The organism is Barnesiella sp. An55, from assembly GCF_002161555.1.
Taxonomy (GTDB): Bacteria; Bacteroidota; Bacteroidia; order Bacteroidales; family Barnesiellaceae; genus Barnesiella; species Barnesiella merdipullorum.
This window is the reverse complement of record NZ_NFHZ01000007.1, coordinates 138631-148182: the sequence shown is the minus strand read 5'-3', so window position 1 is coordinate 148182 and position 9552 is coordinate 138631. Positions and strand designations below refer to the sequence as shown.

7 protein-coding genes are annotated in these 9552 nt (G+C 43.8%); 6 read left to right on the top strand and 1 reads right to left on the bottom strand.

From position 1 onward, the window contains the following. Nucleotides 1-111: 111 nt before the first annotated feature. Nucleotides 112-426 (bottom strand): helix-turn-helix domain-containing protein, encoded by a 315-nt coding sequence (locus tag B5G10_RS06245; RefSeq protein ID WP_087423874.1) that lies wholly within the window; start codon nucleotides 424-426, stop codon nucleotides 112-114. 859 nt (nucleotides 427-1285) lie between these two features. On the opposite strand from B5G10_RS06245, the gene B5G10_RS06240 reads away from it, so the two are divergent. The 6 genes from B5G10_RS06240 to B5G10_RS06215 all read left to right on the top strand — a co-directional run bounded on the left by B5G10_RS06240 (nucleotide 1286) and on the right by B5G10_RS06215 (nucleotide 9498). Further along, nucleotides 1286-1651, top strand: coding sequence for a MobC family plasmid mobilization relaxosome protein (locus tag B5G10_RS06240; RefSeq protein ID WP_087423873.1), 366 nt, complete (start codon nucleotides 1286-1288; stop codon nucleotides 1649-1651). After that, nucleotides 1648-2568, top strand: coding sequence for a relaxase/mobilization nuclease domain-containing protein (locus B5G10_RS06235; protein WP_087423872.1), 921 nt, complete (start codon nucleotides 1648-1650; stop codon nucleotides 2566-2568). The genes B5G10_RS06240 and B5G10_RS06235 overlap by 4 nt, the downstream gene beginning before the upstream one ends. Before the next feature lie 3 nt (nucleotides 2569-2571). Beyond that, the gene (locus tag B5G10_RS06230) at nucleotides 2572-3051 is read left to right on the top strand and encodes a hypothetical protein (protein WP_087423871.1); all 480 of its coding nucleotides are present in this window, start codon (nucleotides 2572-2574) and stop codon (nucleotides 3049-3051) included. Between the two features lies 1 nt (nucleotide 3052). Then, the gene (locus tag B5G10_RS06225; protein WP_087423870.1) at nucleotides 3053-4255 is read left to right on the top strand and encodes a site-specific integrase; all 1203 of its coding nucleotides are present in this window, start codon (nucleotides 3053-3055) and stop codon (nucleotides 4253-4255) included. Nucleotides 4256-4510: 255 nt separating this feature from the next. Continuing rightward, complete coding sequence (locus B5G10_RS06220) at nucleotides 4511-5545, top strand: restriction endonuclease subunit M (protein WP_087423869.1); 1035 nt, start codon at nucleotides 4511-4513, stop codon at nucleotides 5543-5545. Beyond that, nucleotides 5542-9498: an Eco57I restriction-modification methylase domain-containing protein gene (locus B5G10_RS06215; RefSeq protein ID WP_087423868.1), complete on the top strand. Its 3957-nt coding sequence runs from the start codon at nucleotides 5542-5544 to the stop codon at nucleotides 9496-9498. Before B5G10_RS06220 ends, B5G10_RS06215 begins: the two co-directional genes overlap by 4 nt. The last annotated feature ends 54 nt before the right edge of the window (nucleotides 9499-9552 follow it).

Genomic DNA, 9552 nt, shown 5'->3' with positions numbered 1-9552 from the left:
CTTTCGGTGATCATAGCGATTATTGTTTGTAATTCTTTGTAATTCAGTACTATAAAGATACAACAATTTTCGCTAATCACCAAATTTACAAACACTTACAATTCGTCGAACTCACGTTATATTACGGCCTCTGTAAAGAGCCTCTTTTCTTCTGTCCTTAACTTTCTTGACGATACCCTGTACATCTTCCGGCTTGTAGAATATCTTGTGATTGATTTGAGAAAAAGGCAGGGTACCGTTATCACGGAGTGTCTGCAAGGTACGGGGCGAAATGTTCAGATACCGGCACACGTCCTGATTGTCCATCCACTTGTGCAGCGTCCTGTCGTTCTCCCGGTTGCAAATTTCCATGACCCGATGCTCAAAGTATTCAAACTTACGCACCAATTCTTCAAACAGTTGTTTTTCTATTCCTACAAATTCCATATCGTTGCCTTTTTTGTTGATTGATGTTTATTCTTTTTTTAGTTGTTTGCAACAAAGAAAAGCCATATATTCTGAAAGGCAATGGTTTCCGCTTAACTGGCAGCATGTGGCGCTGATTATCCTAGTTATGAGGTCACATTCATATCATTTTTCTGCAAATATTCCTACATTCAGGGACTCCATCCAATAATGAATTACAGAATAAAAGATCTATGAACCTGATTCAATAAAGGTCCATAGCAATGGATAAGGAATGGTTTATTTCCATGTAACCTTACTTCATCACTTTTCCAAGCCATTGATTAGATAAGGAAGCAAAGAAGTGTTCCTTCAATGATTCACAGACATGAATATTTACTACAGTACGACAATACGACATTAAGTCAGTAAATATTCAAGTCAATAGATCAGTAACTGTTTGACTCCCCGGTTCATTGTTTCATCAAACAGGAAAAATACCGCATTCCACACCGATTGCCCTTCATGCAAACTGCAACAGGCCACATTGTTGCCACATCCCGACCAACTGTTTGACTATTGGAAACTTATATTCTTTTTTTGCCAGACAATTCATTCCGAGATATATCGGAACATGGCAAACAAAATGAGAAAATACATTATGAACAGAAACGGAAAAACAGGCCTGTCCCCTCCATAAGATGATACAGACAACGGTATTATTTCTCCCGAATTTATAGAGGGCATATTCAGAGCTGCTCAAAATAGCGGGATTCTGGTTTTTAGTGGGGCAAGTTTGTGTTTCGGGCAGACCGAAACCGCTTGCTCCCATTACTGGACGCAGTGAGAGGTTCATCCCGCTGGTCTAATCAGTACATTCATTTTATACAATAGTCAACAGATGGAAAAGAAACAGAATACAGAACGAAACAACAAGGGCGGCCGTCCTCCCAAGAGTACGGCCGACAAACTGAAATACCGTGTTACCGTGAAACTGGCGACACCGGATTACTACACGCTGAAAAGCAGGGCAAGAAGCGCAGGCATATCGGCAAGCGAATACCTGAGGGAATGTTTCCGTAAGGGATATGTACGGCAAAGACTTACAGCGGAACATTCCGACTATATCCGTAAGCTATGCGGTATGGCAAACAATCTGAACCAGCTGGCTCATAAGGCAAATGCCGGAGGTTTCGATACGGAAAAGCTGGAATGCCGTGTACAGGTGGCAAGAATCGAAGAACTGCTGAACCATATCCTGCTATGATTGCCAAGATTGTAAAGGGAAGCGGATTCCGTGAGGTTACCGGCTATATCATTGACAGTAAAAAGGATGCCAGGATTATCGCACATGCCGACTTGTTTATTGAGGATGTTGCCACAATTACAAAGTCTTTCGAAGCACAGGCCGGCATGAATCCGAAAGTATCCAGACCGGTCGGACACATTGCACTGGGATTTTCCAAAGAGGATGAAAGCAGGCTGACCAGCCGGATTATGGCAGAAATAGCTTTGGAATACATGGGACGGATGGGCATAAGGAACACACAGTTCTTTATAGCCAGACATTTCGACAAGGAGCATCCTCATATACATATCGCCTACAACCGGATAGACAATGATGGCAGGACCATATCCGACAAAAACGAGCGGTTACGGAGTGCACGCATCTGCAAGGAACTGACCTTGAAATATGGTCTGCACATGGCCAAAGGCAAGGATCATGTCAAGACTGAACGCTTAAGAGAACCGGACAAGACAAAGTATGAACTTTACAGTCTGCTTAAAACGGAAGTCAGAAGATCTGATAACTGGAAGGAGCTGATTGCCGGATTAAACGAAAAGGGAGTGGATGTACGGTTCAAATACAAGGGAAATTCGGATGAAATACAGGGTATCGTGTTCATCATGAACGGCTATTCCTTCAGCGGTTCCAAAATTGACAGGCAGTTCAGCTATTCCAAAATAGATGCCGCGTTAAAGACACCGTCACATTCGGAAACCCATAGACAGGTGGTGGTTCAGAGTGAACCAACATGGCAACAGGAACCGCATGGCTATGAATTATACAGCGGTTCTTTAGGTCTGTTCACACCTAACCCGCAACCGGAACAACCTGAAGGTTATCCGGACGATTATTTGAGAAAGAAGAAAAAGAAAAAACAACGTAAAATAAGATGGTAAAGTATGGAAAAAGACAATGTATATGTTTTGTTTGAAGAAATCAAGAACAAAATTGAGATGATAAACGGGAAGCTGGAACAGAAGGCCGGAACACCTACTGACGGACAGGCAGAAGAAGTGATCCCGACATGTGTAAGGCATATTCACCGGCATAGTTTTGACATCAGGTCAAGCAAAGTATTTTCTCTTTTGGTCGGAATGGGAGTGGTATGCAGCCTGTCCTTATGGGGAAATATCAGACTTTGGCAGTCCAACCGGCAATATGCAGACGATGCTATGAAGTTCCGTGCCATCCGTTCCTGGAGCGGGTGTACTCCGGAAGATATTCTCTGGCTGAACAAGGTTTTCGATATTCATCGTGACGAGAAGGCCATCGAATGGGTCAGAAAACAGGCTGACGAGTACGAAAACGAGCTGAAAGTTGTTTCCGACAGCCTGATGCAAGAGAAACTTAAGTTACAGGTAGAATCTGAATCCGATTGATATGGCCAGTGTTAAAGTGAAATTCAGACCTTCCACCATAGAAGGAAAGGAAGGTACCGTCTATTATCAGATTATCCAGAACCGTGTAATCCGTCAGTTAAAGACGGATTACCGGATATTTACGGATGAATGGAACGAAGCAGGAAGCTGTATCATTGTCGGTAGTTCGGAACGAAGCAATCTGCTCCTTTCCGTGCAGGAACGCATGGAATGGGACCTAAAGCGGCTGGACATGATTATCCGACAACTGGATAACCGGAAAGCCGGATATACGGCAGATGATATTGTCATTTCTTTTCAAAGCAACACAGAGGGACAGTCGCTTTTCAACTTCATGCAGGGCATCATAGCCCGTCTCAAACAGATGGGCAAGATACGCACGGCTGAAAATTATTCCTGCACTCTGAAAAGTTTCATGCAGTTCAGAGGAGACAGGGATGTTCTGCTGTCCGAAATTGATTCGGATTTGATGCAGCTTTATGAAGCCTACCTTCATGGAAAAGGTATCGTACGGAATACCAGTTCATTCTACATGCGTATCCTTCGGGCGGTATATAACCGTGCCCTGGAAAAAGAACTGATGGAACAAGGCAATCCTTTCAGGCATGTCTATACGGGAGTGGACAAGACCGTCAAGCGTGCCGTTCCCTTATCCGCCATCAAGCGTATGAAGAATCTGGATCTGTCCTTACAGCCTAATCTGGAATTTGCAAGGGACATGTTCCTGTTCAGCTTCTATACCCGTGGCATGTCATTCATAGATATGGCTCACCTGAAAAAGAAAGATCTTCAGAACGGATTTTTATCGTATCGCAGACGAAAGACCGGGCAGCAGCTGGTTATCAGGTGGGAAAAATGTATGCAGGAAATTGTCGGCAAATACCTGGAAGACAGCCTCAGTCCTTATCTTTTGCCGGTATTGAAATATCCTTTTAAGGATACGCACAAGCATTACAGGAATGTCATGTCTGGAATAAACAGGAACCTGAAAGAAATAGCCAGACTGGCCGATATATCCGTTCCTCTGAGTATGTACTGTGCCCGTCATTCATGGGCAAGCGCAGCCAAAGGCAAGAACATTCCGATTTCGGTTATCAGTGAAGGAATGGGACATGATTCCGAGGCGACTACACAAATTTATCTGGCCTCATTGGATAACTCCGTAGTGGACAAAGCCAACGCACAAATTCTGAAAAGTCTGTAGGACTGGAGAACGTTTAGCAAAAGCATTCATTTCTTAGACAGAGGGACTCACTCTTGCGCAAAGTTATACATTTTATTGAAAATCCTGCAATTCCGGCCGTTGGATTTTCATCCGGAAGTCATTGAATTTCAACTGTTGTTTAGCAACTCTACATATAATTCATCAGCAAATCAGCCTTATAGCCCGAAATCTCCCTCTGTCTAAGAAAGACGCAGACACCGGGACTTTCTCATCCCCTTTACGCACAGAAAGAAGATGGAGAGAACGACCGGAGAAGCCGACATACAGGAGAACAAGCTGAAAGAACTTTCACCCGACTTGCTGAATACCTTGCTCAAAGATCATACAACGAGCAAGGAAGGAAAACAGTGTAACATATTCTGGGCTACTTCCGATTATGAAGCGCTCGGCAGAGGTTATGAATACGGATCGCAGATTCTTCCGGAGCTGATAACCGGAGAGAACGGTCATGTGGTCATGCCCCGTGTTTTGAAACACAGGGATACCCAAAGCACACGTTCCCGGGAAATGGCGGAGGTATTTACTCCGTCCTGGATATGTAATGCCCAGAACAACCTTATTGACGAGGCTTGGTTTGGCAGAAAGGATGTATTTAACCATGAAGTGACATCTAAAGACGGTACACATTCATGGGAAATCAATCCGGATAAGATTGCTTTTCCTGAAGGCAGGACATGGAAAGACTATGTACGGGAAAACCGGTTGGAAATCACCTGTGGAGAAGCTCCTTATCTGGTAAGCAGGTATGATACGACTACCGGAACATTCATTCCCGTGGAGAAACGTATCGGCCTGCTTGACCGTAAGCTCCGTATTGTCAGTGAGAATACTGCGACAACGCGTGAATGGCTGGAGGCAGCCAAGGATGCTTACAGAAGCATCTACGCCTATGAATGGCAGGGTGACAGTCTTCTTCTTGCCCGTGAAGCCCTTCTCTTATCCTTCATCGAATATTACCGGAACAAGTTCGGTAAAGATCCACAAATTAAATCCATCAACCATATAGCCTATATCATCTCCTGGAATGTATGGCAGATGGACGGACTGAAAGGTGTTGTTCCGGACAGTTGCGGAGAACGTGTACGGACGGAACTGGGCCTGTTCGGTACGATTGAAAGACGGGAACCGTGCGAGGGCTGTCTGAAAAATGACCTGGCCAAGCACAATGGCATTTACTGCATTATCAAGGACTGGCGGGCTACAGACAAGGCAACAGGCAAAAAGGGGAAACGAATCCGATTTATCGACCTCATAAATGAAGAAGCATGAGATTCACATCGTCCCTGAAACTAAAACTGATCTATGTGTTCCGTATCAATGATGCGGCACACCGTGGATGCCTAAAGATTGGCGAGGCTACCTGTGAGGATGAAAACGTGTTCGGTCTGTCTCCTAACAGCAAGGCGCTCAATGAAGCGGCAAGAAAGCGTATCAACCAGTACACACAGACGGCAGGCATCGCATACGATCTGCTATATACGGAACTGACCGTTTATAACCGTGGCGGACTTCGTTCGTTCAACGACAAAGAGGTACACAATGTCTTGGAACGCTCCGGTATCAAAAAGAAAGTATTCGATACAGTCAACAAGGCCAATGAATGGTTCATCACCGATCTGGAAACAGTCAAGCGTGCCATTGCGGCTGTCAAGGAAGGGCGGAGTTCCCTTTCATCAGCGGAAGTTACCCGTGAATATTCCCCGATTGTATTCCGGCCGGAACAGCAGGAAGCCATCAACAAGACCAAGAAGCAGTTTAAGAAAGGCAACCAGATGCTCTGGAACGCAAAGATGCGTTTCGGAAAGACACTTTCTGCCCTACAGGTTGTCAAGGATATGGAGTTTCAGCGTACTTTGATTCTGACTCATCGTCCTGTGGTGGATGCCGGATGGTTTGAGGATTTCGGTAAGATATTTTACGACCGCAAGGATTTTGCATACGGTTCCAAGAACAACGGGGAAAGTTACGACAGTCTTGAACGGCAGGCAGAAAGTCACGGATTGCATTATGTCTATTTTGCCTCCATGCAGGATTTGCGCGGTTCTGAACTTGTAGGTGGTAACTTTGACAAGAATAACAAGGTTTTTGCTACCGATTGGGACCTGATTATCGTTGATGAAGCGCACGAAGGCACCCAGACCGAACTGGGTAAAGCGGTTATGGGAGAGCTGGTCAAGGAACAGACCAAAGTATTACGCCTGTCAGGTACTCCATTCAACCTGCTGGATGATTTCAAAGAGGATGAAATCTATACATGGGATTATGTGATGGAACAACGGGCCAAGATAAACTGGGATGAGCTCCATTTTGGTGACCCCAATCCGTATGCTTCACTGCCTACACTCAATATATATACCTACGATCTGGGACGGCTGCTTCATGACTTTGTAGATGAGGATGTCGCCTTTAACTTCAGGGAATTTTTCCGAGTCAATGAGGCTGGCGGTTTCTGTCATGAAAAAGATGTGCGGGCTTTTCTGAATCTTCTTACCAAGGAGGACAAGGACAGCTTTTATCCATATGCCAACGAGGAATATCGAAATATTTTCCGCCATACACTCTGGATGGTGCCCGGCGTGAAGGAAGCACGGGCACTGAGTGCCATGCTCCAGACACATCCGGTGTTCCAGCATTTCAAGGTGGTCAATGTAGCCGGTGACGGCGATAAGGATGAAGAGAGCCATGATGCCCTAGAAGCCGTGGAACAGGCTATCGGAAAAGATCCGGATACAACACGGACCATTACCCTTTCTTGCGGACGGTTGACGACCGGAGTAAGTGTAAAGGCATGGACTGCCGTATTCATGCTGTCCGGTTCCTATAATACAGCCGCATCCAGTTATATGCAGACCATCTTCCGCGTACAGACACCGGCCACCATCAACGGACGGATGAAGGAGCAGTGCTACGTTTTTGATTTTGCCCCTGACCGTACCCTAAAAGTGATAGCCGAAACCGCCAAAATATCGGCCAAAGCCGGAAAAACTTCACAAAGTGACCGTAAGGCCATGGGAGAGTTTATCAATTTCTGTCCCATCATATCCATAGAGGGCTCACAGATGAACCGCTTTGATGTACCCCGTATGTTGGAACAGTTGAAACGGGTATATGTGGAACGTGTCGTCCGTAACGGGTTTGAAGACAACAGTCTGTATAACGATGAGCTGATGAAACTGGATGATCTGGAACTGCAAGAATTCGATGACCTGAAAAAGATCATCGGCCAGACCAAAGCCATGCCCAAGACCAACCAGGTGGACATCAACAGTCAAGGCCTGAACAATGAGGAATACGAGGAAAAGGAGAAGCTGGAAAAGAAACCCAAGAAGGAACTTACGGAGGAAGAACTGAAACGGCTGGAAGAACTGAAAAAGAAGACCAAGAACCGGGAAGCGGCCATTTCCATACTCCGAGGCATCTCCATCCGTATGCCCCTGTTGATTTATGGTGCGGAACTGAGTGATGAGAATCAGGAAATCACGATTGATAATTTCGCCTCACTCATTGACCCACAGTCGTGGGAAGAGTTCATGCCCAAGGGAGTGACCAAGCAGAAATTCAACAGCTTCAAAAAATACTATGACCCGGAAATATTCTGTGCTGCCGGAAAACGAATCCGTGCGATGGCCCGTGCCGCGGACAAACTGAGTATAGAGGAACGAATCGAACGGATTACGGACATCTTCAGTACTTTCCGTAATCCGGACAAGGAAACGGTGCTTACTCCGTGGCGCGTGGTAAACATGCATCTCGGAGATTGTCTGGGAGGCTATAACTTCTATGACATGGAGTATCAGAATGTGATTTCTGAACCACGGTTTATAGACAAGGGAGAAGTTACCGCAGAAGTTTTCTCTCCTGAATCCCGTATTCTGGAAATCAATTCCAAATCCGGACTTTATCCGCTCTATATGGCATACGGCATTTACCGAGCAAGGGCAAAGGCTTCTCTTTTCGCTGTAGAAACAATAGAAGAGCAGCAGGCTGTATGGAACAAGGTCATAGCTGAAAACATCTTTGTCATCTGTAAGACTCCAATGGCTAAGAGTATTACCAAACGTACGCTTGTTGGGTTTCATAAAGCAAAGATAAATATGTGGGCTCCGGAAGATCTTGTCAACAAGGTAAAGAATCAATCAGAATTATTCATTAAAAAAGTACATGACTTAATAGGCAAAGACATGAAGATTAATGCTATAGTCGGTAATCCTCCATACCAAATCAATGATGGAAGTGGTGCATCTGACGATGCTGCAAATCCTATATACCAAATATTTGTACGGATAGCAAAACAGATCAGACCTGAATACTTTTCCCTGATTATGCCTTCAAAATGGATGATTGGAGGAAAAGCAGTTCTCAAACCATTCAGAAAAGAAATGATGGAAGATAAACATATTGCATCCATCTATGATTATGAGGATTCTGGCGAATGCTTTAACGGACAGCATATAGATGGTGGAGTCTGTTATTTTCTTTGGAGTAATAAACACAATGGCAAGTTGCGTTATACTTATATTTCTGCAAATAAAGAGTTTCTTGTATCTACAAGATTCTTATCCGATGGAAATTCTGATATCGTTATACGTGACAACCGTCGTCAATCTATTATTGCTAAAACTTCGACAAATTGCTCCTTATTTAAGGAGATAGTCTCATTAACCCAGCCGTTTGGAATCAGAAAAGATTTATTTAATTCGCCAGAAAGATATCCACAGTCTAATTTACAAGCGGAGCCTTTCTATGGGTGTGTAAAAATTTATGGTGTTAAAGGAATTAAAGGAGGAGCAAGAAGGACAATTGGATATATTTCACCTGAAATTATAACAAAAAACAAAGCAGCAGTAAACAAGTATAAATTATTTTTTACAACCAGTTATTCTACAAATGCTTTCAATCCCCCTGAAACCATCATAGGAGAACAAAACTCAGTCTGTACAGAGACTTTCCTTTTGATTGGGCCATTTGACACTGAGATAGAACAGAAAAATTGTTATAAATACATTTGCACAAACTTTTTTAAGGCATTATTGTTTTTTGGTCGAGGTACTATGCAGGTGTCACAAGATGTCTTTAGATTTATTCCATTACAAAACTTTAGTAATCAAAGTGATATAAACTGGAATAAATCAATTACGGTAATAGATAGACAGCTTTATGAAAAGTATTATCTTACTAACGAGGAAATAACATTCATTGAAAATAGAATAAAATCAATTTAAAATAATATAAAGAGTAACTAAATGAAGTATAGCCTGCGAATTTACAGGATATAC

What these genes read in the sequence shown, in the direction of transcription:
- B5G10_RS06245 (WP_087423874.1), bottom strand. Translation starts at nt 426, where the DNA reads ATGGAATTTGTAGGAATAGAAAAACAACTGTTTGAAGAATTGGTGCGT.
- B5G10_RS06240 (WP_087423873.1), top strand. Translation starts at nt 1,286, where the DNA reads ATGGAAAAGAAACAGAATACAGAACGAAACAACAAGGGCGGCCGTCCT.
- B5G10_RS06235 (WP_087423872.1), top strand. Translation starts at nt 1,648, where the DNA reads ATGATTGCCAAGATTGTAAAGGGAAGCGGATTCCGTGAGGTTACCGGC.
- B5G10_RS06230 (WP_087423871.1), top strand. Translation starts at nt 2,572, where the DNA reads ATGGAAAAAGACAATGTATATGTTTTGTTTGAAGAAATCAAGAACAAA.
- B5G10_RS06225 (WP_087423870.1), top strand. Translation starts at nt 3,053, where the DNA reads ATGGCCAGTGTTAAAGTGAAATTCAGACCTTCCACCATAGAAGGAAAG.
- B5G10_RS06220 (WP_087423869.1), top strand. Translation starts at nt 4,511, where the DNA reads ATGGAGAGAACGACCGGAGAAGCCGACATACAGGAGAACAAGCTGAAA.
- B5G10_RS06215 (WP_087423868.1), top strand. Translation starts at nt 5,542, where the DNA reads ATGAGATTCACATCGTCCCTGAAACTAAAACTGATCTATGTGTTCCGT.